This is a genomic window from Variovorax boronicumulans (assembly GCF_009811375.1).
Taxonomy (GTDB): Bacteria; Pseudomonadota; Gammaproteobacteria; order Burkholderiales; family Burkholderiaceae_C; genus Variovorax; species Variovorax boronicumulans.
The window spans coordinates 1-22085 of record NZ_BKDH01000006.1 but is presented as its reverse complement, the minus strand read 5'-3'; the positions used below and the strand labels follow the sequence as shown (position 1 = coordinate 22085).

The 22085-nt window shown below is 65.7% G+C and carries 24 protein-coding genes; 19 read left to right on the top strand and 5 right to left on the bottom strand.

The features are described from left to right. Positions 1–16 precede the first annotated feature (16 nt). The 7 genes from VHAB30_RS29100 (at position 17) to VHAB30_RS29070 (ending at position 7432) form a co-directional block, all read left to right on the top strand. Positions 17–892 carry a branched-chain amino acid ABC transporter permease gene (locus tag VHAB30_RS29100; protein ID WP_159279506.1) on the top strand — a complete coding sequence of 292 codons (876 nt, stop codon included), beginning with the start codon at positions 17–19 and terminating at the stop codon, positions 890–892. A gap of 7 nt (positions 893–899) precedes the next feature. After that, positions 900–1976, top strand: coding sequence for a branched-chain amino acid ABC transporter permease (locus tag VHAB30_RS29095; protein WP_062478791.1), 1077 nt, complete (start codon positions 900–902; stop codon positions 1974–1976). Next, positions 1973–2791 carry an ABC transporter ATP-binding protein gene (locus VHAB30_RS29090; protein WP_095747054.1) on the top strand — a complete coding sequence of 273 codons (819 nt, stop codon included), beginning with the start codon at positions 1973–1975 and terminating at the stop codon, positions 2789–2791. Before VHAB30_RS29095 ends, VHAB30_RS29090 begins: the two co-directional genes overlap by 4 nt. Before the next feature lie 268 nt (positions 2792–3059). Beyond that, positions 3060–3833, top strand: a complete 774-nt coding sequence (locus VHAB30_RS29085; protein WP_159279505.1) for an ABC transporter ATP-binding protein — start codon at positions 3060–3062, stop codon at positions 3831–3833. Positions 3834–3841: 8 nt separating this feature from the next. After that, positions 3842–5698: an AMP-dependent synthetase/ligase gene (locus VHAB30_RS29080; protein WP_159279504.1), complete on the top strand. Its 1857-nt coding sequence runs from the start codon at positions 3842–3844 to the stop codon at positions 5696–5698. Positions 5699–5730: 32 nt separating this feature from the next. Further along, entirely contained in the window at positions 5731–6897 is a 1167-nt protein-coding gene (locus tag VHAB30_RS29075; protein WP_062478783.1) for an ABC transporter substrate-binding protein, read from the top strand. Between the two features lie 73 nt (positions 6898–6970). Continuing rightward, positions 6971–7432, top strand: a complete 462-nt coding sequence (locus VHAB30_RS29070) for an EVE domain-containing protein (protein ID WP_159279503.1) — start codon at positions 6971–6973, stop codon at positions 7430–7432. A gap of 6 nt (positions 7433–7438) precedes the next feature. On the opposite strand, the gene VHAB30_RS29065 is transcribed toward VHAB30_RS29070, so the two are convergent. Together VHAB30_RS29065 and VHAB30_RS29060 are read right to left on the bottom strand one after the other, a co-directional pair. Further along, entirely contained in the window at positions 7439–8092 is a 654-nt protein-coding gene (locus tag VHAB30_RS29065) for a MarC family protein (RefSeq protein WP_056576614.1), read from the bottom strand. Between the two features lie 2 nt (positions 8093–8094). Further along, a complete protein-coding gene (locus VHAB30_RS29060) occupies positions 8095–8841 on the bottom strand; it encodes an SDR family oxidoreductase (protein ID WP_159279502.1) in 747 nt (248 codons plus the stop codon). 139 nt (positions 8842–8980) lie between these two features. On the opposite strand from VHAB30_RS29060, the gene VHAB30_RS29055 reads away from it, so the two are divergent. Next, complete coding sequence (locus VHAB30_RS29055) at positions 8981–9580, top strand: 2-hydroxychromene-2-carboxylate isomerase (protein WP_159279501.1); 600 nt, start codon at positions 8981–8983, stop codon at positions 9578–9580. Positions 9581–9634: 54 nt separating this feature from the next. After that, positions 9635–10318, top strand: a complete 684-nt coding sequence (locus VHAB30_RS29050) for a dienelactone hydrolase family protein (protein WP_070061880.1) — start codon at positions 9635–9637, stop codon at positions 10316–10318. Positions 10319–10367: 49 nt separating this feature from the next. On the opposite strand, the gene VHAB30_RS29045 is transcribed toward VHAB30_RS29050, so the two are convergent. Further along, on the bottom strand, positions 10368–11258 hold the full coding sequence (locus VHAB30_RS29045) for a LysR family transcriptional regulator (protein ID WP_159279500.1): 891 nt from the start codon (positions 11256–11258) through the stop codon (positions 10368–10370). Positions 11259–11544: 286 nt separating this feature from the next. Between VHAB30_RS29045 and VHAB30_RS29040 the strand changes: the two genes are divergently transcribed. Continuing rightward, positions 11545–11913 carry a hypothetical protein gene (locus VHAB30_RS29040; protein WP_062478764.1) on the top strand — a complete coding sequence of 123 codons (369 nt, stop codon included), beginning with the start codon at positions 11545–11547 and terminating at the stop codon, positions 11911–11913. A gap of 83 nt (positions 11914–11996) precedes the next feature. Here VHAB30_RS29040 and VHAB30_RS29035 read toward each other — a convergent pair whose 3' ends face one another. Both VHAB30_RS29035 and hemB read right to left on the bottom strand, forming a co-directional pair. Next, positions 11997–13142, bottom strand: coding sequence for a magnesium transporter CorA family protein (locus VHAB30_RS29035; protein WP_159279499.1), 1146 nt, complete (start codon positions 13140–13142; stop codon positions 11997–11999). Positions 13143–13217: 75 nt separating this feature from the next. After that, positions 13218–14231: a porphobilinogen synthase gene (hemB, locus tag VHAB30_RS29030; RefSeq protein WP_235926962.1), complete on the bottom strand. Its 1014-nt coding sequence runs from the start codon at positions 14229–14231 to the stop codon at positions 13218–13220. A gap of 337 nt (positions 14232–14568) precedes the next feature. Between hemB and VHAB30_RS29025 the strand changes: the two genes are divergently transcribed. The 9 genes from VHAB30_RS29025 to VHAB30_RS28985 form a co-directional block, all read left to right on the top strand. After that, the gene (locus VHAB30_RS29025) at positions 14569–14997 is read left to right on the top strand and encodes a CopD family protein (RefSeq protein ID WP_062478845.1); all 429 of its coding nucleotides are present in this window, start codon (positions 14569–14571) and stop codon (positions 14995–14997) included. Positions 14998–15016: 19 nt separating this feature from the next. Further along, complete coding sequence (locus VHAB30_RS29020; protein WP_095950245.1) at positions 15017–16129, top strand: VanZ family protein; 1113 nt, start codon at positions 15017–15019, stop codon at positions 16127–16129. A gap of 21 nt (positions 16130–16150) precedes the next feature. Next, entirely contained in the window at positions 16151–16504 is a 354-nt protein-coding gene (locus VHAB30_RS29015) for a (2Fe-2S) ferredoxin domain-containing protein (protein WP_062478851.1), read from the top strand. Between the two features lie 70 nt (positions 16505–16574). Next, positions 16575–17207 (top strand): alpha/beta hydrolase, encoded by a 633-nt coding sequence (locus VHAB30_RS29010; RefSeq protein WP_159279498.1) that lies wholly within the window; start codon positions 16575–16577, stop codon positions 17205–17207. Between the two features lie 40 nt (positions 17208–17247). Continuing rightward, positions 17248–18417, top strand: a complete 1170-nt coding sequence (locus tag VHAB30_RS29005; protein ID WP_159279497.1) for a D-alanyl-D-alanine carboxypeptidase family protein — start codon at positions 17248–17250, stop codon at positions 18415–18417. Positions 18418–18620: 203 nt separating this feature from the next. Beyond that, the gene (rpsL, locus tag VHAB30_RS29000; protein WP_013543948.1) at positions 18621–18998 is read left to right on the top strand and encodes a 30S ribosomal protein S12; all 378 of its coding nucleotides are present in this window, start codon (positions 18621–18623) and stop codon (positions 18996–18998) included. A gap of 150 nt (positions 18999–19148) precedes the next feature. Then, complete coding sequence (gene rpsG, locus VHAB30_RS28995; RefSeq protein WP_007829591.1) at positions 19149–19622, top strand: 30S ribosomal protein S7; 474 nt, start codon at positions 19149–19151, stop codon at positions 19620–19622. 97 nt (positions 19623–19719) lie between these two features. Next, a complete protein-coding gene (gene fusA / locus VHAB30_RS28990) occupies positions 19720–21822 on the top strand; it encodes an elongation factor G (protein WP_062478855.1) in 2103 nt (700 codons plus the stop codon). 141 nt (positions 21823–21963) lie between these two features. Then, the coding region (locus tag VHAB30_RS28985) for a GTP-binding protein (RefSeq protein ID WP_235926911.1) at positions 21964–22085 on the top strand (122 nt) is incomplete at its 3' end.

Here is a 22085-nt window from a genome sequence, read left to right as displayed (position 1 = left end):
GGCGGGACGGCATCGCATGCAGATCCTCCAACTCCTGCTCTCGGGCATCGCGCAAGGGTGCATCTACGGCCTCATCGCGCTGGGCTTCGTGCTGATCTACAAGGCCACCGAAACGGTGAGCTTCGCGCAGGGCGACCTGATGATGCTCGGCGCGTTCGGTGCCTTCGCGGGCATGTCGCTGTTCGGCATGCCGTTTTGGCTCGCGGCGCTGCTGGCCGTGGTGGCCATGGCGGCCTTCGGCGTGCTGCTCGAGCTGGTGGTGATCCGCCCGATCCTCGGGCAGCCGCAGTTCTCGATCGTGATGCTGACCATCGGCATCGCCTACGTGGCGCGCGGCATCATCACCATGGTGCCGGGCATCGGCACCGACACCCACACGCTGGCGGTGCCCTACAAGGACCAGATCTGGAAGCTCGGCGAACTGGTGGTGAACCTCGAGCAGTTCGTGATCATCGTGGCCACCGCGATCCTGTGCGGCCTGCTGTACGCCATGTTCCGCTACAGCAAGCTGGGCATCGCGATGCAGGCCTCGTCGCAGAACCAGCTCGCGGCCTACTACATGGGCATTCCGGTGAAGCGGCTCAACGGGCTGGTGTGGGGGCTCGCCGCAGCGGTGGCCGCCATCGCGGGCATGCTGCTGGCGCCCATCACCTTCGTGCACGCCAACATGGGCTTCATCGGGCTCAAGGCCTTTCCTGCCGCGGTGGTCGGTGGCTTCGGCAGCCTGCCGGGCGCGATCGTCGGCGGGCTGGTGATCGGCATCGTCGAGTCGTTCGCGGGCTTCTATCTGCCCGACGGTTTCAAGGACACGGCGCCGTACATCGTGGTGCTGCTGATGCTCATGATCAAGCCGAACGGATTGTTCGGCGAGAAGCTGCGCAAGAAGGTGTAAGTCTCATATGCGCTTCATCTTCAAGACCAGCTACGACCAGGACATCCGCCTTGCGCGGCACGGCGGCCACGTGCTCTGGTACAGCCTGCTCGTGGCCTTCCTGCTTGTCGCGCCGTGGGTCATCGACGAGTACTGGCTCGCGCAGCTGACCTTCGTGCTGATCTACGGCATCGTCGGCCTGGGGCTGATGCTGCTGGCAGGCTTCACGGGGCAGTTCTCCATCGGGCACGCGGCGTTCCTGGGAACGGGTGCGTACACGCAGGGCGTGCTGACGAACATGGGCGTGCCGTTCCCGCTCGCGCTGCTCGCGTCGGCGGCGCTGTCGGCGGCGGTGGGCGTGGTGGTGGCGATGCCGGCGCTGCGCGTGAAGGGCATCTACCTGGGCATCGCGACGCTGTCCTTCGGCTTCATCGTCGAGGAGGTGTTCGCGCGCTGGGAAAGCGTGACGGGCGGCAACGCGGGCCTGCATGTGAAGTCGCCGCAGCTGTTCGGCTGGTCGCTGGGCTCGGGCGAGGGCTTCTACTTTCTGTGCCTGGTGGTTGCGGTGGTGTCCACGCTGGGCATCCTGAACCTGCTGCGCTCGCCGACGGGGCGCGCCTTCGTCGCCATCCGCGATTCGGAGATTTCGGCGCAGAGCATGGGCATCCACCTGGCGCGCTACAAGACGATGTCGTTCGCGATCTCGGCCGCGCTCGCGGGCTTGGGCGGTGCGCTGTACGCGCACAAGCTGAGCTTCATCTCGCCGGACCAGTTCAACATCCTGCAGTCGATCGACCTGCTGCTGATGGTGGTGATCGGCGGGCTGGGCTCGGTGCACGGCGCGTTCCTCGGCGCGATTTTTCTCATCGCGATGCCGCAGCTGATCTCGATGGGCAAGGACTGGCTGCCGGCGGTGGTCGGCCAGGCGCCCGGCCTGCAGGGGCTGGTGTACGGGCTGGTGCTGATCGCCTTCGTGCTGTTCGAGCCGTTGGGGCTGTACGGGCGCTGGCTCAAGATCCGCACCTGGCTGCAGCTCTTTCCGTTCTACCGCAAGGGGTTGTTCAAGCGGCAGAAGTCGTTCACCAAATCGGACCGGCTGAGATGAGCAACGACGTCCTTCTTTCCGCGAAAGACCTGAGCGTGCGCTTCGGCGGCGTGCTGGCGGTCAACAAGGTGAGCTTCGATGTGCGGCGCGGCGAGGTGTTCACGCTGATCGGCCCGAATGGCGCGGGCAAGACGACGGTGTTCAACCTGATCAGCCGCATCTACACGCCGACCACGGGCGAGATCACCTGGCATGGCGAGGCGGGCGGGGCGATCGCGCTCACGCAGCAGGCGCCGCACGCGATTGCCGCGCTCGGCATTGCGCGCACCTTCCAGAATATCGAGCTGTTCGAGCATGCGACGGTGCTGCACAACCTGCTGATCGGACGCCACACGCACCGGCAGACAGGCTTCTGGAGCGAAGTGTTCTTCACGCCGGCCACGCGCCGCGCCGAGATCGCGGCGCGCGAGAAGGCGGAGCAGGTGATCGACCTGCTCGACCTGCAGCACTACCGCGACTCGATGGTGGCGGGGCTGCCCTACGGCGTGCGCAAGGTGGTGGAGCTGGCGCGCGCGCTGTGCACCGAACCGAAGCTGCTGCTGCTCGACGAGCCTTCTTCGGGGCTCAATGTCGAGGAGACGGCGGACATGGCGTTCTGGATTCAGGACATCCAGCATGAGCTGGGGGTGTCGGTGTTGATGGTCGAGCACGACATGTCGCTTGTTTCCAAGGTGTCGGATCGCGTGCTCGCCATGAATCAAGGCGAGGTGCTGGCTACGGGGTCTCCGCGTGAGGTGCAGGCGGATTCGCGGGTGATCGAGGCTTACCTCGGGACTGTGGATGACGTGAGCAGTTTGCGGAGGGTGGTGGCGTGACTTGCTTCTTCGTTACCTCTTTGGAGACGCCCGGTGCACGGCACGGCGCGGTCGCCCCCACTGCGCCGGCCGCTTCGCGGCTCCCCTGCGGTGCTCGCGTTTCGCGGGGTCTCGCAGAACTCGCTGCGCTCAAACAGCTGCGAGCCCTGATCCGCGAAACGCTGCGCTCCTCGGCGGCACAGAGGGGGCGCCCACGCCGCACCGCACACCGGGCTTCGTCGTGGCGTGATGGCTCTGCGCGTTCCGCCTTGACCTCGGGAGCACACGCATGAGCGACGTCGTACTCCAACTGCTCAACGTCGAAAGCGCCTACGGCCCGATCAAGGCCATCCGCGGCGTGAGCCTGAAGGTGCGCAAGGGGGAGATCGCGACGGTGCTCGGCTCCAATGGCGCGGGCAAGACGACGATCCTCAAGACCATCTCCGGCATCATCGATCCGCGCAAGGGCAGCATCGAGTTCCAGGGCCTGGACATCACGGCCAAAGACCCGGCCTTCATCGTGCAGCAGGGCCTGAGCCACGTGCCCGAAGGGCGCGAGGTGTTCCCGCTGCTCTCGGTGAAGGACAACCTGCTGATGGGCGCCTACACGCGAAAAGACCGCGACGGCGTGGCGCGGGACATCGAGACCGTTTTCACCTACTTCCCGATCCTGCGCGAGCGCGCCACGCAGGACGCCGGCCTGCTCTCGGGCGGGCAGCAGCAGATGCTGGCCATCTCGCGCGCCATCATGGCGGCGCCGCACCTCATTCTTCTGGACGAACCCAGCCTGGGCCTGAGCCCCAAGCTCACCAAGGAGATCTTCGAGATCGTGGTGCGCATCAACCGCGAGCGCGGCACCACCATCCTGCTGGTGGAACAGAACGCGAACATGGCGCTCAACGCCGCCGACCACGGCTATGTGCTGGAGAACGGCCGCATCGTGATGGAAGACTCGTGCGAACGCCTGCGCGAGAAGGACGACATCAAGGAGTTCTACCTGGGTGTCAAGGACGACGGCGTGCGCGGCGAGCGGCGCTGGAAAAAGAAGAAGACCTGGAGGTAGCCGTCGCCATGCAAGGACTCTGGGATCTGCGAACCATCGAACCCGGCCACGACATCCTCGTGCCCGGCGACACGCTCTCGGCCATGTTCTGGAACGCCGTGCGCCAGCGCGGCGACAACATCTGGATGCGGCAGAAGGAGCTGGGCATCTGGCGCAGCTGGAGCTGGCGCCAGACGGCCGAGGCCGTGCGCGAAATCGCGGCCGGCCTGCAGGCCATCGGCTTCACGCGCGGCGAGTGCGCGTCCATTCTTTCGAACACCGTCATCGAATGGGTGCTGGCCGACCTGGCCGTGCTCAGCTGCGGGGGTGTCTCCAACGGCATCTACCCGACCGACGCTGCTTCGCAGGTGCAGTACCTGTGCGAAGACTCGCGCACCACGGTGCTCTTCGTGGAAGACGACGAGCAGCTCGACAAGGCGCTCGAAGTGCGCGCCCGCCTGCCCGGCCTGCGCCGCGTGGTCGTGTTCGACATGGAAGGCCTGCGCGAACTCGACGACCCGGGCGTGATGAGCTTGGACGCGCTGCGCGCCCTCGGCCGCACGCACCTGGCGGGCGACCCGCAGGCGGTGGAGCGCAGCGTGGCGGCCTGCCGGCCCGAAGACCTGGCGATTTTGGTCTACACCTCGGGCACCACCGGCAAGCCCAAGGGCGCCATGCACAGCCATGCGGGGCTGGTGTACACCGCGCGCGGCTACAACACGCTCATCGCGCAGGACGAGAAGGACGAGCGCATGTGCTTCCTGCCGCTGTGCCACATCGCCGAGCGCATGGGCGGCGAGTACTTCGCGATGTACACGGGCTCGATCCTCAACTTCGTCGAGAACCCCGAGACGGTGCCCGAGAACGTGCGCGAGATCGCGCCCACGGTGTTCACCGGCGTGCCGCGCGTGTGGGAGAAGTTCTATTCGGGCGTGATGATCGCGCTGAAGGAGGCCAGCCCGCTGCAGCAGGCCGCCTACCACTGGAGCATCGGCGTGGGTGAGACCATCGCCAACAAGGTGCTCGCGGGCCAGGAGATCGGCACGGGGTTGCGCCTGAAGTTCCGGCTCGCGCGGCTGCTGGCGCTGGACAACGCGCGCAAGCTCATCGGCATCCACCGCGCGCGCTTTCTCGTGACCGGCGCGGCGCCCATTTCGCCCGAGCTGGTCAAGTGGTACCTCGCGCTGGGCGTGCCCATGCTTGAGGTGTGGGGCATGACGGAGTCGTGCGGCGCCTCCACGGCCGTGCCCGTCACCCGCATCAAGCCCGGCTCCATCGGCCCGGCCACGGGCTACAACGAGGTGCGCATCGATCCGGCCACCAACGAGATCCTGGTGCGCGGCCCCAACGTCTTCATGGGTTACCTCAATCTGCCCGAGAAGACGGCCGAGACCATCGACGCCGACGGCTGGCTGCACACGGGCGACGTGGGCGTGATGGACGAGGACGGGTATTTCCGCATCACCGACCGGATGAAAGACATCATCATCACGGCAGGCGGCAAGAACGTGACCCCGAGCGAGCTGGAGAACGAGCTCAAGTTCAGCCTCTACATCACCGATGCCGTGGTGATCGGCGACAAGAGGCCCTACCTCACGGTGATCGTCATGATCGACCAGGAGAACGTCGAAAAATTCGCGCAGGACCACGACGTGCCGTTCAGCAACTACGAGAGCCTGACACGCACGCAGGAAGTGCAGGACCTGATCCAGGGCGAGATCGATCGCGTCAACGCCAAGTTCGCGCGCGTCGAGCAGATCAAGAAGTTCTTCCTGCTCGAGACGCAGCTCAGCGCCGAGGACGAGGAGCTCACGCCCACGATGAAGCTCAAGCGCAAGCTGGTGCAGACCAAGTACGCGCAGCGCATCGACGCCATGTACCGCTGACCTCTTTTTTGCCAACCCGAGGAGACAACGCTATGACGAAGCTCAAGACATTGACGACGCTGGCCGTGCTGGGCTTGATCGCGACGCTCGCGTCCGCGCAGCAGCAGGGCGTGAGCAAGGACGAGATCCGCATCGGCACGATCCAGGACCTGTCGGGTCCGCTGGCGGGCTTCGGCAAGCAGGCGCGCAACGGCATGCAGCTGCGCGTGGACGAACTCAACGAGCAGGGCACGCTCAACGGGCGCAAGCTCAAGCTCTTCGTCGAAGACTCGGGCTACGACCCGAAGAAGGCGGTGCTGGCGGCGCAGAAGCTGGTCAACCAGGAAAAGATCTTCATCATGGCCGGCCACATCGGCACGGCGCAGAACATGGCGGCGATGCCGGTGCAGTTCGACAAGAACGTCGTCAACTACATGCCGATCACCGCGGCGCGCGAAATGTATGAGCCGCTGAACCGGCTGAAGTATTCGTTCGCGGCCACCTACTACGACCAGATCCGCCTGGCGCTGCCCAAGATGATCAAGGACAAGGGCGCCAAGAAGGTCTGCACGATCTACCAGGACGACGAGTTCGGTCTCGAAGTGCAGCGCGGCGCCGAGGCCGGCCTGAAGGCCGCGGGCATGGAGCTGGCCGAGAAGACCTCGTTCAAGCGCGGCGCCACCGACTTCAGCTCGCAGGTCGCCAAGATGAAGGCCGCCAACTGCGACCTCGTGGTGCTCGGCACCATCATCCGCGAGACCATCGGCACGGTGGGCGAGTCGCGCAAGACCGGCTTCAACCCGACCTTCCTGGGCTCGAGCGCGGCCTACACCGACCTGATCCACAAGCTCGGCGGCAAGGCCATGGACGGCGTGTACGCCACCATGACGGTGCAGAACCCCTACACCGACGAGCAGTCGCAGCCGCTGCGCTTCTGGGCCAACAAGTACAAGACCAAGTTCAACGAAGACCCGACCGTGTTCTCGGTGTACGGCTACGTGATCATCGACTCGTTCATCAAGGCCGCGACCAAGGCCGGCCCGAACCTGACGACCGACAGCTTCATCAAGGCGATGGACAGCATCACCTTCGAGCCCGACATGTTCGGCAGCCCGAAGAGCACCTACACCGCCACCAAGCGCCTGGGCAACGACCAGTCGCGGCTGTCGCAGATCAAGGACGGCAAGTGGGTGGTGGTGTCTGACTACGTGACACCGTAAGCCAGCGCCGCCCCGGTACCGTGCCGGGGCGAGCGGCTATATTCCGCGAAATCCCCTTCGCGAGACCGCCGCCATGCCCCAGTACTGGTTGATGAAATCCGAGCCCGACGAGGTCTCGATCGACGATGCCCTCGCCGCGCCCGACGCCACCGTGGCGTGGACCGGCGTGCGCAACTACCAGGCACGCAACTTCATGCGCGACGGCATGAAGGTCGGCGACGGCGTGCTGTTCTATCACTCGAGCTGCCCCGAGCCCGGCATCGCCGGCATCGCGCGCGTGGCCTCGGCCATCAAGCCCGACCCGACGCAGTTCGACCCGAAGTCGCCGTACTACGACGCCGGCGCGAAGAAGGAAGACCCGCGCTGGCTGCTGGTCGATGTGCAGGCGGTGCGCAAGACCCGGCTGCTGGCGTTGCCCGAGCTGCGCGCCAAGCCCGAGCTGGCCGATCTGGTCATCCTGCGCAAGGGCAACCGGCTGTCGATCACGCCGGTGGAGCCGGCGCACTGGAAGGTCATCGAGAAGATGCTGGCCTGAACCTGTTCAGGCGACTTTCGACAGGATCGGGAACAGCTTGCCGAGTCCGTCGGCCATCACCTCGACCGCGAGCGCCGCGAGGATCAGGCCCATCAGCCGCGTCATGATGTTGATGCCGGTCTTGCCGAGCACCCGCGCGATCGGCTGCGCGAGCGAAAAGGCCAGTGCGGTCGCCAGCGCTACGACCACGCCATAGCCGACCAGCAGCCCCAGCTCCCACAGGTGCTGTGTCTTGTCGGCGTAGATCACCACGGTGGAGATCGCGGCCGGGCCGGTGAGCAGCGGAATGGTGAGCGGCACCACCGCGATGGAGGCGCCCATCGACGCCTTCACTTCCACCGCGCGCAGCTCGTCGACGTTGGTCTTGCTCTCGGCCGGTTGCGCGTTGAGCATCGAGATCGAGCTCATGAGCAGCAGCAGCCCGCCGCCGACCTGGAAGCTCGCGATCGAGATGCCGAAGAAGGACAGCAGCTGCAGCCCGATGAGCGCGCTCACGGCAATGACCACGAAGGCGCTGAAGGCCGACATGCGCACCGTGCGCTTGCGCTGGGCGTCGGAGTAGTCCTGCGTGTAGTGGATGAAGAAGGGCACGATGGCCAGCGGGTTGACGATGGCCACCAGCGTGACCAGCGGCTTGATGAGGTCCATGGAGGTGCTCATCGTTATCGTCCTCCGGTCACGTCGAGCAGGGCCATGGTGGTGTAGCTGGCCTCGGGCGAGAGCAGCCACAGGACGGCGCCGGCAATTTCTTCGGCGGTGCCGCTGCGCTTCATCGGCACGCCTGGGCCCATCTCGGCGGCGCGGCCAGGCTGGCCGCCGGAGGCGTGGATGTCGGTGTCGATCACGCCAGGGCGCACCGCGTTCACGCGGATGCCTTCGTCGGCCACTTCCTTGGCCAGGCCGATGGTCAGGGTGTCGATGGCTGCCTTGCTGGCCGCGTAGTCGACGTACTGGCCGGGCGAGCCGATGCGCGCGGCGCCGCTGGAGATGTTGACGATGGCGCCGCCTTCGCCGCCGTGCTTCGTGCTCATGCGCTTCACCGCCTCGCGCGCGCAGACGAAGCTGCCGATCACGTTGATGCGGAACATGCGCTCCAGGCGCGCCACGCTCATTTCGTCGACGCGCGCCTGCACGTCGACCACGCCGGCGTTGTTCACGAGCGCCGTGAGGCGCCCGAGCTTGGCGTCGACCTTCGCGAACATCGCGAGCACCTGGGCTTCGTCGCCCACGTCGGCCTGCACCGCCATGGCGGTGCCGCCGCCCGCGCGGATGGTGCGCACCACCTCGTCGGCGGCCAGCGAGTTGCTGGCGTAGTTCACGGCCACGGCATAGCCGCGCTTCGCGGCGAGCAAGGCCGTGGCGGCACCGATGCCGCGCCCACCGCCGGTGATCAAGAGCACCTGGTCCAAATCCCACCTCCTGCAGAGAAACTGTGCGTCAGTTAAAACCGACGGCCTGGATTACATCACCGAGGGCTGGCGCATGAGCACGAGCGCCGCGCCGCCCCAAGCCAGCTCGCACCGCAGTGCGCAGCACGGAGGTTACTGAATGCACAAGACCATCGACTATTACTTTGCGCCACAGAGCCCGTGGACCTATCTGGGGCATACCCGCTTTGCCGCCATCGCCGCGGCCGCCGGCGCCACCGTGCGCGTGCGGCCCATCGACATGGGCAGCGTGTTCCCCGTGTCGGGCGGGCTGCCGCTGGGCAAGCGCGCACCGCAGCGCCAGGCCTACCGGCTGCTCGAGTTGGCGCGCTTCTCGAAGCACCTGGGCCTGCCGCTGAACCCGAAGCCGAAGTTCTTTCCGGTGGCCGGCGACGATGCGGCGCGGCTGATCATCGCGGTCGACCTGCACGACGGCACTCAAGCCGCGATGCGCATCAGCGCCGCGGTGTTCGCGGCCGTGTGGGTGCAGGAGCGGAACATCGGCGACCCGAACCTGCTCGAAGCCCTGGTCGCGGAATGCGGCCTGCCGGCCAAGCGCGCCGAGCAATCGCAAAGCCAGGCGGTGCAGGAGCGTTACGAGGCTTACACGCAGGAAGCGATCGACATCCAGGTGTTCGGCGCGCCGAGCTACGTGATCGACGGCGAGATCTTCTGGGGCCAGGACCGGCTCGATTTCGTCGAGCGGGCGCTGCGCGCGTAACGGCGCAAGCCGACCCGCTTTTTCTTTTTCATTCCCTCGTTTCAGGAGAACCCCATGGGCCAATTCATCGACCTCACCGCCAAGGATGGCTTCACTTTTCCCGCCTACGTGGCCGAGCCCGCGGGCACGCCGCGCGGCGCCGTGGTGGTGGTGCCGGAAATCTTCGGCGTGAACTCGCACATCCGCTCGGTGGCCGACGGCTACGCGGCCGACGGCTACCTGGCCGTGGCGCCGTCGACCTTCCACCGCGTCAAGCCCGGCGTCGAGCTGGGCTACAGCGACGACGACATGAAGACCGGCTTCGGCTACAAGACCGCGGTCGAGGCGCTGCCCGCGCCCGGCGTGCTGCAGGACCTGGAAGCCGCGATCGCCTACGCCTCGAAGGCGGGCAAGGTCGGCATCGTCGGCTACTGCTGGGGCGGCCTGCTGGTCTGGCGCGCCGCGGCCCTGCTGCCGGGCCTGGCCGCTGCCGCACCGTACTACGGTGGCGGCATGACGACGCCGGAAGAAAGCGCGCGCCAGCCGAAGGTGCCGGTGCTCGCGCAGTTCGGCAACCGCGACCACTGGATTCCGCTGGACACCATCGAGGCCTTCAAGAAGGCGCACCCCGAGGTGGAAGTGCATGTCTACGAAGCCGACCACGGCTTCAACTGCGACCAGCGCGGCTCGTACAACGCCGAGGCGGCGAAGCCGGCGCGTGAACGCGTGCTGGCCTTCTTTGCCAAGCACGTCGGCTGATCCGGCACGCTTCAAGCAAAAGCCCGGCAGTGCCGGGCTTTTTTCATTTCTATTTCTTGGCGCCGACCCGGGTCTGCAGGAAGTCGAGCAGCGCGCGCAGCGCCGCGCTGTTGTGGCGCCGCTGCAGGTAGGCGGCCGACAGCCACATGTCCTTGCGCGCATAGCCTTCGAGCACCGGCACCAGCTCGCCGCTGTCGATGTGCGACTGCACGAGCAGCGAGGGCAGGTAGATCACGCCGAAGCCGCGCATCGCGACGCGGATCAGCGGCGCGCCCTCGGTGCAGTCCATGCGGCTCTTGACCTGCACGTCCAGCGGCTGGCCGTTGTCATCGAAGCGCCACGCGGGCTGCGTGCCCAGCAGCGAATGGGTCAGCGCCTCGTGCTGGGCGAGCTCCTGCGGGTGCGCGGGCTTGCCGTGCTTCTTCCAGTAGACCGGCGAGGCGCAGACCACCATGTGGATGAGCCGCAGCTTGCGCACGATGAGGTTGGCGTCTTCCACCGGGCCGCTGCGGATGTCGACGTCGATGCCTTCCTCGGCGAGGTCGACGGTGCGGTTGGTCAGTTGCAGGCTGATGCTCACGTCGGGGTAGTGGCGCATGAAGTCGGCCAGCAGGTCGGGGAATTCGCCGTTGCCCATGCCGTGCGGCGCCGAGATGCGCAGCCGGCCGCCGGGCTGGCTGGCGCGCTCCTGCAACTCGGCCTGGGTGAGCTCGACCATTTCGAGCATCGGCGTGCTGCGCTCGAGCAGCAGCTGGCCGGCGTCGGTGAGGCTGACGGAACGCGTGGAGCGGTTGAGCAGGCGCACGCCGAAGCGGGTCTCGAGTTCGGCGACGTACTTGCTGACCGTGGCCTTCGACATGTCGAGCCGCTTGGCGGCCAGGGAGAAGCTGCCGTGCGAGGCGACTTCCCGGAAGGTTTTGATCAGATCGAGACTGTCCATGTCAGTGAAACCCGTTGTTTTTCGCGAGGGAGCGCGGTGTGCCGATTCTCGGGGGTTTTGCCGGATAGGACTGGCGCGGGGTTCTGGTGTAAGCCGGAAGCAGTCAGGCGCCTTGTGCCCGGTTTTTTGCGTGCACGACTTTGTTGACTGATTGTTTCGCTACAGGAAACACCGTGTCTCTGAACCGAGTGTTTTCCCGAAGGAATTCCGGCTGACACTCGCCGCACAGGCGAGCCAACGTGCAAGCCTGGTGGACATCCCATCTAGCCGAACACAAGGAACAGACATGAAGACCTCGCACATTTTCGCAGCCGCCGCCCTGACCCTCCTGGCCGCCACCGGCGCCCAAGCCGAGACGTACCAAGGCGTGACCCAAGTGATCTCGTCCAAGAGCCGCGACGAAGTCAACGCCGAAGCCCAGCGCACCGCCGCAGCCCCGAACCAGAACGTCGTGCGCGGTTCGCGCGGCGCGGAAACCGTGGCCGTGTCGAAGGACCGTTCGATCGTCGAAGCCGAAGCCATCCGCACCGCCTACGCTCCCGACCAGAACGTGACCTCGGGTTCGCGCGTCAACAGCAAGGTCATCTCGACCATGGTGAACCCGATGGACGCACGCGTTCAAGCCCAGCAAGGTTCGGGCGCCGTCGCCAAGTAATTGGCCGCGAAGCCAGCCGCCTTCCGGGGCGGCCCGAGCTGACAAGAAAAGCCACGCATCTGCGTGGCTTTTTTCATGGGCGCTCAGCGCGTGCGGGCGAGGTAGCGCTTGCGCCAGAAGATCAGGACCAGCAGCACCGCGATGACCAGCATGGCCGACATCGCGATCCAGAAGCCGTCCGCCTTGTGCACCAGCGGAATGAACTCGAAGTTCATGCCGAAGATGCCGGCGATGAGGTTGAGTGGCAGGAAGATGGCCGTGAGCACGGTCAGCACCCGCATGATGTCGTTGGCCCGGTGGCCCTGGACGCTGAAGTGCATCTGCACGGCCGTCTCGGCGTTCTGCTCGAGCCGGTGCACGTGGTGCACCACGCGCTGGATGTGCTCCAGCACGTCGCGGCTGCGCACCATGATCAGGTCGCGCTCGCGCTGCGCGGTCTCGCCCTGCGGCACGGGCAGGGTTTCGAGCGAATCGATCCAGTCCTGCATGGCGGCGCGCTGGTCTTCGCAGATCTCGTCCAGCCGGTGCAGCGACTGGCGCGCCTCCATCAGCGCGCTCCAGTTGGTGAAGCGGCTGCGCGGGTCGATGAGCTCGGTCTGCCAGTGGTCGAGCTGCTTCGTGAGCTCGCGCCGCATGTCGAGGTAGCCGTCGACGATCAGGTTGACGATGCGCAGCATCAGGTCGGCGGGGCTCGCCGGCAGGCGGGCCGAGGTGGCGCGCACGTCGAGCGCGGGCGTGCCGCGGTCGTCGGACGAGGCGGCCGCCAGCAGCCGGGCGGCGAAGGCGTCGCGCACCGTGCCGTCCTCGGGGTGCACCGACAGCAGCACGCGGTCGAACACCGCGAAGCCGACGGGGCGGGTGTCGATGCGGCGCAGCACCGGCGGGCCGCCGCGCGAGGGGCGTTGCGGCAGCGAAGGCTCCCCGCTGTTGCCGGTTTCAGCGCCGTTGCCCGTGGCCAGGCGGCGGAACACCAGCACGTCGTACAGCGAGGTGTAGTCGTAGTGCGAGGGCAGCTGGTCGTTGAGCAGGTCGGCCACGTGCAGGTCGACCAGCTGGGTCTGGCACAGCGTCTGCAGGATCTGCTGCACCTCGGGCTGGGCGGCGCGGAATTCGTCGCGCGTCAGCGAAATCCAGAGGTAGCTGGCGGGGGCGCAGGCGCCCGGCACGGCCAGCGGCGCCAGCGAGGCGTGCTCGCTGACCTGCGAGCGGCTGATTTCGAAGATGCGCATGGACACTCGCCCCCGGTGGTTCTTCTTCCACGCCAGAAGTGCCGTGGAGGTGCGGCAGGCATGCCGCAGTAGCTATTATTTTTGTAGCAACCGAGCGGCGTCAAGCGCGAAGTAGGTCAGCACGCCGTCGGCGCCGGCGCGCTTGAAGGCCAGCAGGCTTTCGAGCACCACGGCGTCGTGGTCGAGCCAGCCGTTCTGGGCTGCGGCCTTCAGCATGGCGTACTCGCCGCTCACCTGGTAGGCGAAGGTCGGCACTCGGAACTCGTCCTTCACGCGGCGCACGATGTCCAGGTAGGGCATGCCGGGCTTCACCATGACCATGTCGGCGCCTTCGGCGATGTCGATGGCGACCTCACGCAGGGCCTCGTCGCTGTTGCCCGGGTCCATCTGGTAGACCTTCTTGTTGCTCTTGCCGAGCGTCGCGGCCGAGCCGACGGCGTCGCGGAAGGGGCCGTAGAAGGCGCTGGCGTACTTGGCGCTGTAGGCCATGATGCGCGTGTGGATGTCGCCGCGGGCTTCGAGCGCGGTGCGGATCGCGCCGATGCGGCCGTCCATCATGTCGCTCGGCGCCACAATATCGACGCCTGCTTGCGATTGTGTGAGTGCCTGCTTCACCAGCACTTCAACGGTGGCGTCGTTGAGGATGTAGCCCGTCTCGTCGAGCAGGCCGTCCTGGCCGTGGCTGGTGTAGGGGTCGAGTGCCACGTCGGTCATCACGCCCAGCTCGGGGAAGCGCGCCTTGAGCGCGGCCACCACGCGGGGAATCAGCCCGTCGGGGTTGAAGGCCTCGTCGCCCGCGGGCGTCTTGAGGCTGGCGTCGATCACCGGGAACAGCGCCATCACCGGGATGCCGGCCTGCACGCACTGCTCGGCCACGGGCAGCAGCAGGTCCAGGCTCAGGCGGTCCACGCCGGGCATCGAGGGCACGGCGTCGCGGCGCTTCTCGCCTTCCTGCACGAACACCGGGTAGATCAGGTCGTTCGTCGTCAGCGCATGCTCGCGCACGAGGTTGCGGGTGAAGGCATCGCGGCGCAGCCGTCGCGGGCGGCCGGCGGGGAACATCGCGAGCGGGGAAAATGGTGACGTCATATATCTAAAATTGTGCCTGAAGCGTGAAATCGCAGCCCAGCGCTGCTGGAGGCAAGTTGTCTGACAACTACGGAAATTAATAGAACTTAAGTTCTAGATTTTTGTTGTAAAAGTCAAAGAAACTGCCTCAATCGCTTGAAACCTTGTTTCGTCTTTGTTAAATTCTGAAGCGGGCGGCTTGCCGCTCCCCGCTTTTCCTCCCTGAGCGGGTGCCTTGATGTGTGACAGCAAAAGGGCTTCCCAGCCCGACGTGAAGACGTCGGGCTTTTTTTTGCCCGAAACCTTGGCAAAGGGCCCCGAAGAGGGGTCAGTGTGCAGCCACCACTAAACTGCCGCCATGCTCTGGGTCAAATCTCTTCACATTGTTTTCATTGCCAGCTGGTTTGCCGGGCTGTTCTATCTGCCGCGGATCTTCGTCAACCTGGCGATGGTGCCGCCCGAGTCGGTCGCGGAGCGTGAGCGCCTGCTGCTGATGGCGCGCAAGCTGCTGCGCTTCACCACCTTCCTGGCCGTGCCGGCACTGGTGTTCGGCGCCTGGCTCTGGCTGGGCTACGGCATCGGGCGCGGCCCGGGCAACGGCTGGATGCACGCCAAGCTGGCCCTGGTGCTGGTGGCCATCGGCTACCACCATGGCTGCGGCGTGCTGCTGCGCCGTTTCGCGGCGGGCGGCAACCGTCGCAGCGACCGCTGGTACCGCTGGTTCAACGAGCTGCCCGTGCTGCTGCTGCTGGGCATCGTGATCCTGGTGGTGGTGAAGCCCTTCTGAGCCCGTGTCGACGGTAGACATGCCGCACAAGTCTGCCGCGCTCCCCCTGGCGCTGGCCTATGCGGCGCTGATCGTCTATGCCAGCCTGTACCCCTTCGCCGACTGGCGTGACCAGGGGATCGCGCCCTGGGCCTACCTGTCGGCGCCCTGGCCCAAGTACTGGACGGGTTTCGACTTCGGGGTGAATGTGGCGGGCTACGTGCCCTTCGGTTTTCTGTGTGCGCTGAGCGTGCTGCGCACGGGCAGCAGTCACAGTGTGTGGCGTGCGCTGTTGCGCGCCACGGTGGCGGGCGCGGCGATCGCCTTTGCCATGGAGACGCTGCAAAGCTATCTGCCGGCGCGCATTCCTTCCAATGTCGACCTGGGGTTGAACACCGCCGGCACGGTGCTCGGCGCGGTGCTGGCCGCGGCGCTGGAGCGGCTCGGTGCGATCGCCCACTGGAGCCGCGTGCGCTCGCAATGGTTCGTCGAGGACGCGCGCGGCGGTCTCGTGCTGCTCGCGCTCTGGCCCTTTGCGCTGCTGTTCCCCGCCGCCGTCACCTTCGGCCTCGGCCAGGTGTTCGAACGGCTGGAGACGACGATTTCCGAGTGGCTGCTCGACACGCCCTTCATCGACTGGCTGCCGGTGCGCCAGTTCGAGCTGGAACCGCTGGTGCCGGCCGTGGAGCTGCTGTGCGTGATGCTCGGGGCGCTGGTGCCGTGCCTGCTGGGCTACCTGGTGGCACGCAACGTTGTGCAGCGCGCGGTGCTGCTGCCGCTCATCCTGCTCGCGGGCGTCGCGGCCTCGGCACTGTCGGCGGCCATGAGCTACGGCCCCGAGCATGCGTGGGCCTGGCTCGATCTGCCGGTGCAGGTCGGGCTGGCCGCGGCGGTGTTCGCGGGCGTGCTGCTGCTCTTTGCGCCGCGTCGGCTGTGCGGGGCGCTGCTGCTCATGGGGCTCGTGCTGCAGCTGAGCCTGCTGAACCAGGCACCCGAGAGCGCCTACTTCGCACAGACCCTGGCCACCTGGGAGCAGGGCCGCTTCATCCGCTTCCATGGCCTGGCCCAGTGGCTGGGCTGGGGCTGGCCCTTCGCGGTGCTGGTCTACGTGGTGGCCGCGCTGTCGCGGCGCCGTCGTCCGGCGCCGCCCTGAGCGCGCTCATAAAATCGGTCGATGCCCAGCACCACTCCCGCCGCGCCGTCCGGCTACTACGGCCGCCACATCTTCTTCTGCCTGAACGAACGCAAGAACGGCGAAGACTCCTGTGCCCTGCACAACGCGCAGGAAGGCTTCGACCGCTGCAAGGCCAAGGTGAAGGAGCAGGGGCTCGCCGGGCCCGGCAAGGTGCGCGTCAACAAGGCCGGCTGCCTTGACCGCTGTGCGGGCGGGCCCGTGGCCGTGGTCTACCCGGAGGCTGTCTGGTACACCTTCGTGGACGCCGAGGACATCGACGAGATCGTCGAGTCGCACCTGAAGAACGGCCAGGTCGTCGAGCGGCTGCTGCTGCCGCCCGACGTCGGCCGCTGAACTTTCCCGCGGACCCCGTGCTCGTACCGTGCACGTTGCCGGCATCGCCGGCCCAGCCAACCCCAGCGCCATGAACTCCCAGACCGAAAAAATCAGCCTCCAGGGCGCCGCGGGCGTGATCGAGGTGCAGCGCGACCTGCCGTCCGGCAGCGCGCGCGGCATCGCGGTGATCGCCCATCCGCACCCGCTGTTCGGCGGCACGATGGACAACAAGGTCGTGCAGACCCTGGCCCGCGCCTTCGTGTCCTGCGGCTGGACGGCCGTGCGCTTCAACTTCCGCGGCGTCGGCGCCAGCGAAGGCGTCCACGACGAAGGGCGCGGCGAGCTCGAGGACATGCTGCATGTCGTCGGCCAGCTCGCACCCGAGGGCCAGTTGGCCATCGCCGGTTTTTCCTTCGGTGCCTTCGTGGCCAGCTGCGCGGCCGAGAAGCTCTGGGCCGCACGCGACGTGCGGCAGTTGGTGCTGGTGGGCACGGCCGCCTCGCGTTTCTCGGTGGCCACGCTGCCGGCCGAAGCGCACGAGCGCGCGCTGGTGGTCCATGGCGAAGCCGATGACACCGTGCCTCTCGCCGCCGTGATGGACTGGGCGCGTCCCCAGTCACTCCCTGTCACGGTTATTCCCGGGGGCGGCCATTTCTTTCACGGACAATTGCCGCTGCTCAAAAGCCTGGTCGCCCGCCATCTGCGCGCGGGCACCGAATGAAAGCCTTTCAGGCTTGTTTTCGCCTCTTCCCACACTCTCCATGAATCGTTTTTTCACTGCGCTTCGCGCACTGGTGCTGACCGCTGCTGCCTCGGTTGGCGTGATCGCCGCCGCCCAGATGCCGGCCCCGCCTGAAATCGCCGCGCGCAGCTACCTGCTGCTGGACGTGACCGCGAACCAGATCCTGGCGCAGAAGGACATCGACAGCCCGGTCGAGCCGGCCTCGCTCACCAAGCTGATGACCGCGTACGTCGCGTTCGACGCGCTGCGCGCCAAGAAGATCACGCTGACCCAGACCCTGCCGGTGAGCCCGCGCGCCTGGAAGATGCCCGGTTCGCGCATGTTCATCGACCCCAAGATGCAGGTGCCGGTGGAAGACCTGATCAAGGGCGTGATCGTGCAGTCGGGCAACGACGCCACGGTCGCGTTGGCCGAAGGCGTGGGCGGCACGGTGGAGCACTTCGTCGAGATGATGAACGCCCAGGCCAAGGTGCTGGGCATGAAGAACACCACCTACAAGAACCCCGAAGGCCTCACGGCGCCCGGCCACACGACCACGGCGCGCGACCTGAGCATCCTGGCCACGCGCCTGGTGCGCGACTTCCCCGAGGAAGCCAAGTACTACGCCATCAAGAAGTACCGCTACCCGGGCACCCCATCGACCAACGACACCAACCGCAACCTGCTGCTGTTCCGCGACCCGACCGTCGACGGCCTGAAGACCGGCCACACCGACGCCGCCGGCTACTGCATGATCGCCACCGCCAAGCGCGACTTCCCGAACCTGACCGGCGGCCGCCGCCTGCTGTCGATCGTGCTGGGCGCCAGCAGCGAAGCCGTGCGCGCCAACGAGTCGCAGAAGCTGCTGAACTGGGGTTACACGGCCTACGACGCCGTGCGCCTGTTCGACGCCGGCCAGCCCGCCGCCACGCCCGCCGTCTGGAAGGGCAAGGCCAACGTGCTGAAGCTGGGCCGCCCCGAGGCCATCGTGGTCGCGGTGCCGACCGGTTCCGCCAGCAAGATCAAGACGCAGGTGTCGCGCCCCGACCCGCTGGTCGCGCCGTTCACCAAGTACCAGGCCGTCGGCTCGCTCAAGGTCACGCTGGACGACCAGCCCCTGGCGGACGTGCCGCTGGTCGCCCTGGAACCGGTCGAGCAGGCCGGCGTCTTCGGCCGCGCCTGGGGCGCCGTGCGTCTCTGGATCAAATAAGAGACAGGGAAAAGAGGCCTTGAAACGGGTGGTGGCGGGCGCTTCAGGCGCCTGACATTGCCATTTCAGACCTGCCTGCTATACTCGTGGGCTTTTCGGAATTTTCCGAAGGGTTTCACGTTTTCGTTATTCCCGGCTTCCTTGAGTCACGACCAAGGGCGGTTTCACTACCAAAGTCGGGTTGTTTTGGGACTAATTCATTCATGCCAACCATCAATCAACTGGTGCGTCAGGGTCGAACGGTCGAAAAGATCAATTCGAAGAGCCCTGCCATGCAGAACTCGCCGCAACGTCGCGGTGTCTGCACCCGCGTCTACACCACGACGCCCAAGAAGCCCAACTCGGCGCTTCGTAAAGTTGCCAAGGTCCGTCTGACCAATGGCTTCGAAGTCATTTCCTACATCGGCGGCGAAGGCCACAACCTGCAAGAACACAGCGTCGTGCTGGTTCGCGGCGGTCGTGTCAAGGACTTGCCCGGTGTGCGTTACCACATCGTGCGCGGTTCGCTCGACCTGCAAGGTGTGAAAGACCGCAAGCAGTCGCGTTCCAAGTACGGCGCGAAGCGTCCCAAGAAGGCTTAAGCCTTCCTGTCGTCAAAAACAAAGCGGTGTTCGATGGCCTTGGCGGGCTTGTCGAACGAAGTGACCCACTGTCGGGTCGAGTAAGTGAGAGTCCTGACTGACTCTCGCGGTATCGGAAACGATGCCAACTGAAGCAAAGAGGTTAGAAAAATGCCACGTCGTCGCGAAGTCCCCAAACGTGAAATCCTGCCGGATCCCAAGTACGGCAATGTCGAGCTGTCCAAATTCATGAACGTGATCATGGAAGGCGGCAAGAAGGCTGTTGCCGAGCGCATCATTTACGGTGCCCTCGACTTCATCGAGAAGAAGAACCCGGACAAGGACCCCCTCGAAGCGTTCACCGTTGCCATCAACAACGTGAAGCCGATGGTCGAAGTGAAGTCGCGCCGCGTCGGTGGTGCGAACTACCAGGTGCCGGTCGAAGTCCGTCCTGTCCGTCGCCTCGCCCTGTCGATGCGCTGGATCAAGGAAGCTGCCCGCAAGCGCGGTGAGAAGTCGATGGCCCTGCGTCTGGCCAACGAACTGATGGAAGCCACGGAAGGCCGTGGCGGTGCCATGAAGAAGCGCGACGAAGTGCACCGCATGGCAGAAGCCAACCGCGCCTTCAGCCACTTCCGCTTCTAAAAATCACACGTCTCTTGAGCGTTGGGGGTTGAGTACCGGGCGAAATCGCCCGTGCTCGACGCCCAGCGCTCAACGCATTTAAACCCGAAAGTACACCATGTCCCGCAAGACCCCCATCGAGCGCTACCGCAACATCGGTATCTCCGCGCACATCGACGCCGGCAAGACCACCACCACCGAACGTATCCTGTTCTACACGGGCGTGACCCACAAGCTCGGCGAAGTGCACGATGGCGCGGCAACGACCGACTGGATGGAGCAAGAGCAAGAGCGTGGCATCACGATCACCTCGGCTGCCGTGACCTGCTTCTGGAAGGGCATGGACCACTCGCTGCCCGAGCACCGCATCAACATCATCGACACCCCCGGCCACGTGGACTTCACCATTGAAGTCGAGCGCTCGATGCGCGTGCTGGACGGCGCCGTCATGGTGTACGACTCGGTCGGCGGCGTGCAGCCCCAATCGGAAACCGTCTGGCGCCAGGCCAACAAGTACAAGGTGCCGCGTCTGGCGTTCGTCAACAAGATGGACCGCATCGGCGCCAACTTCTTCCGCGTTCGCCAGATGATGGTCGACCGCCTGAAGGCCAACCCCGTGCCGATCGTGATCCCGATCGGTGCCGAAGACAAGTTCCAGGGCGTGGTCGACCTGCGTCTGATGAAGGCGATCTTCTGGGACGAGGCCTCGCAAGGCATGAAGTTCGAAACGCGCGAGATCCCCGCCGAGCTGGTCGAGCTGGCCAAGGAATGGCGCGAGAAGATGGTCGAAAGCGCGGCCGAAGCTTCGGAAGAGCTGATGAACAAGTACCTTGAAGAAGGTGACCTGACGCTCGAAGAAATCACCCACGGTCTGCGCACGCGCACGATTGCCGGCGAAATCCAGCCGATGCTGTGCGGCAGCGCGTTCAAGAACAAGGGCGTGCAGCGCATGCTCGACGCCGTGATCGAACTGATGCCTTCGCCGCTGGACATTCCTCCGGTGCACGGCACGGACGACGACGAGCAAGACGTGACCCGCAAGGCCGACGACGGCGAGAAGTTCTCGGCGCTGGCATTCAAGCTCATGACCGACCCGTACGTCGGTCAGCTGACCTTCGTGCGCGTGTACTCGGGCGTTCTGAGCAAGGGCGACACCGTCTACAACCCGGTCAAGGGCAAGAAAGAACGTATCGGCCGTATCGTGCAGATGCACGCCAACGAACGTCTCGAAATCGAAGAAATCCGTGCCGGCGACATCGCCGCCTGCGTGGGCCTGAAGGACGTCACCACGGGCGAAACCCTGTGCGACCCGAACGCCATGATCACGCTGGAGCGCATGGAATTCCCCGAGCCCGTGATCTCGCAGGCCGTCGAGCCCAAGACCAAGGCCGACCAGGAAAAGATGGGCATCGCCCTGCAGCGCCTGGCTTCGGAAGATCCGTCGTTCCGCGTGCGCACCGACGAAGAATCCGGCCAGACCATCATCTCCGGCATGGGCGAACTGCACCTCGAAATCATCGTGGACCGCATGAAGCGCGAATTCGGCGTGGAAGCCAACGTGGGCAAGCCGCAAGTGGCTTACCGCGAAACGATCCGCAAGACCGTCGAAGAAGCCGAAGGCAAGTTCGTTCGCCAGTCGGGTGGTAAGGGCCAGTACGGTCACGTCATCCTGAAGATCGAGCCGCAGGAAGCCGGCAAGGGCTTCGAGTTCGTCGACGCCATCAAGGGCGGTGTGGTTCCTCGCGAATACATCCCCGCAGTGGAAAAGGGCGTTGTGGAAGCACTGACGCAAGGCGTGCTGGCGGGCTACCCCGTCGTCGACGTCAAGGTCACGCTGCACTTCGGTTCGTACCACGACGTGGACTCGAACGAAATGGCGTTCAAGATGGCCGCGATCTTCGGCTTCAAGGAAGGCGCCCGCAAGGCCAGCCCGGTCATCCTCGAGCCGATGATGGCCGTGGAAGTCGAAACGCCTGAAGACTACGCCGGCAACGTGATGGGCGACCTGTCCAGCCGTCGCGGCATGGTGCAGGGCATGGACGACATGATCGGTGGCGGCAAGCTCATCAAGGCTGAAGTCCCGCTGTCGGAAATGTTCGGCTACTCGACGACGCTGCGCTCGGCCACGCAAGGCCGCGCCACGTACACGATGGAGTTCAAGCACTACGCTGAAGCTCCCCGTAACGTCGCTGAAGCCATCGTGGCCGCTCGCTCGAAGTAAGTTTCAAGAATGTGGGGCCGCGCAGTGCGCGGCCCTTCTTGTCTGCGATCCGGTGCCGCCCTGTTCCCGTGCGGGGCGAACCAGCAATCGGATGCAGACATAAAACCAACACACGGGACATGCTCTTTCAAGGATTGAAAAATGGCAAAAGGTAAATTCACCCGCACCAAGCCGCACGTGAACGTGGGCACGATCGGTCACGTTGACCACGGCAAGACCACGCTGACGGCTGCGATCGCCACCGTGCTGTCGGCCAAGTTCGG

Excerpts from the sequence above, each read along its gene's own strand:
- VHAB30_RS29100 (WP_159279506.1), top strand. The coding sequence starts at position 17 with ATGCAGATCCTCCAACTCCTGCTCTCGGGCATCGCGCAAGGGTGCATC.
- VHAB30_RS29095 (WP_062478791.1), top strand. The coding sequence starts at position 900 with ATGCGCTTCATCTTCAAGACCAGCTACGACCAGGACATCCGCCTTGCG.
- VHAB30_RS29090 (WP_095747054.1), top strand. The coding sequence starts at position 1,973 with ATGAGCAACGACGTCCTTCTTTCCGCGAAAGACCTGAGCGTGCGCTTC.
- VHAB30_RS29085 (WP_159279505.1), top strand. The coding sequence starts at position 3,060 with ATGAGCGACGTCGTACTCCAACTGCTCAACGTCGAAAGCGCCTACGGC.
- VHAB30_RS29080 (WP_159279504.1), top strand. The coding sequence starts at position 3,842 with ATGCAAGGACTCTGGGATCTGCGAACCATCGAACCCGGCCACGACATC.
- VHAB30_RS29075 (WP_062478783.1), top strand. The coding sequence starts at position 5,731 with ATGACGAAGCTCAAGACATTGACGACGCTGGCCGTGCTGGGCTTGATC.
- VHAB30_RS29070 (WP_159279503.1), top strand. The coding sequence starts at position 6,971 with ATGCCCCAGTACTGGTTGATGAAATCCGAGCCCGACGAGGTCTCGATC.
- VHAB30_RS29065 (WP_056576614.1), bottom strand. The coding sequence starts at position 8,092 with ATGAGCACCTCCATGGACCTCATCAAGCCGCTGGTCACGCTGGTGGCC.
- VHAB30_RS29055 (WP_159279501.1), top strand. The coding sequence starts at position 8,981 with ATGCACAAGACCATCGACTATTACTTTGCGCCACAGAGCCCGTGGACC.
- VHAB30_RS29050 (WP_070061880.1), top strand. The coding sequence starts at position 9,635 with ATGGGCCAATTCATCGACCTCACCGCCAAGGATGGCTTCACTTTTCCC.
- VHAB30_RS29045 (WP_159279500.1), bottom strand. The coding sequence starts at position 11,258 with ATGGACAGTCTCGATCTGATCAAAACCTTCCGGGAAGTCGCCTCGCAC.
- VHAB30_RS29040 (WP_062478764.1), top strand. The coding sequence starts at position 11,545 with ATGAAGACCTCGCACATTTTCGCAGCCGCCGCCCTGACCCTCCTGGCC.
- VHAB30_RS29035 (WP_159279499.1), bottom strand. The coding sequence starts at position 13,142 with ATGCGCATCTTCGAAATCAGCCGCTCGCAGGTCAGCGAGCACGCCTCG.
- hemB (WP_235926962.1), bottom strand. The coding sequence starts at position 14,231 with ATGACGTCACCATTTTCCCCGCTCGCGATGTTCCCCGCCGGCCGCCCG.
- VHAB30_RS29025 (WP_062478845.1), top strand. The coding sequence starts at position 14,569 with ATGCTCTGGGTCAAATCTCTTCACATTGTTTTCATTGCCAGCTGGTTT.
- VHAB30_RS29020 (WP_095950245.1), top strand. The coding sequence starts at position 15,017 with ATGCCGCACAAGTCTGCCGCGCTCCCCCTGGCGCTGGCCTATGCGGCG.
- VHAB30_RS29015 (WP_062478851.1), top strand. The coding sequence starts at position 16,151 with ATGCCCAGCACCACTCCCGCCGCGCCGTCCGGCTACTACGGCCGCCAC.
- VHAB30_RS29010 (WP_159279498.1), top strand. The coding sequence starts at position 16,575 with ATGAACTCCCAGACCGAAAAAATCAGCCTCCAGGGCGCCGCGGGCGTG.
- VHAB30_RS29005 (WP_159279497.1), top strand. The coding sequence starts at position 17,248 with ATGAATCGTTTTTTCACTGCGCTTCGCGCACTGGTGCTGACCGCTGCT.
- rpsL (WP_013543948.1), top strand. The coding sequence starts at position 18,621 with ATGCCAACCATCAATCAACTGGTGCGTCAGGGTCGAACGGTCGAAAAG.
- rpsG (WP_007829591.1), top strand. The coding sequence starts at position 19,149 with ATGCCACGTCGTCGCGAAGTCCCCAAACGTGAAATCCTGCCGGATCCC.
- fusA (WP_062478855.1), top strand. The coding sequence starts at position 19,720 with ATGTCCCGCAAGACCCCCATCGAGCGCTACCGCAACATCGGTATCTCC.